General features: G+C 70.4%; 1 protein-coding gene. It reads left to right on the top strand.

The window, feature by feature from the left end; all coding sequences use genetic code 11:
- A partial coding sequence (locus CA984_RS44255) for a CHAP domain-containing protein (RefSeq protein ID WP_086579182.1) occupies positions 1–601 on the top strand: 601 nt, incomplete at its 5' end.
- Positions 602–692 lie beyond the last annotated feature (91 nt).

The following is a 692-nucleotide window of genomic DNA, read 5'->3' as shown; positions in this document are numbered from 1 at the left end:
GGCGGACACCCCCGGGCAGAGCCACCTCAACCCCTCCCCCGCCGAGGTCGCCCAGCCGGTCAACGCGAACAAGACCCCCCTCCAGGCCGCGGCCGAGGGCCTGCCCAAGGTCACCGCCGCGCAGGTCCTGGACCTCGCCGCCAAGCAGGTCGGCATCTCCGAGAACTCCCAGGGCGGCGGGACCAAGTTCCAGTCCTGGTACGTGGCCTCCCCCCGCGCCAAGGAGACCGTCGCCCGTGACGGCGGCAGCCCGCGAGCCTACGCCAACGCCCCCTGGTGCGCGATGTTCGTCTCCTGGGTCGGCGAGCAGGCCGGCATCCGGCCCACCATGGGCTGGGACGCCTACACCGTCGCCCACGCCCAGTGGTTCAAGGACAACAAGCACTGGGGCACCACCGCCAAGCCCGGCGCCGTCGTCTACTTCGACTGGAACGGCGGCAAGCGCATCAGCGGCATCGACCACGTCGGCTTCGTGAAGAAGGACAACGGCGACGGCACGATCAGCACGATCGAGGGCAACACCGGGAACGGCAAGGTCGAGCACCGCGTCCGGCCCAAGTCCCAGGTCGTCGGCTACGGCTACCCGGTCTACGCGGGCTGATCGACAGCCGGCTGACTCACCGACCACCGAAAAGGGGTCCGGCTCACCGAGCCGGACCCCTTTTCGGCGTCCTCCCCCTCTCCTCCCAAGC

Source organism: Streptosporangium minutum (genome assembly GCF_002149035.1).
In the GTDB taxonomy this organism is placed as follows: Bacteria; Actinomycetota; Actinomycetes; order Streptosporangiales; family Streptosporangiaceae; genus Streptosporangium; species Streptosporangium minutum.
This window is presented reverse-complemented; position numbering and strand designations above follow the sequence as displayed.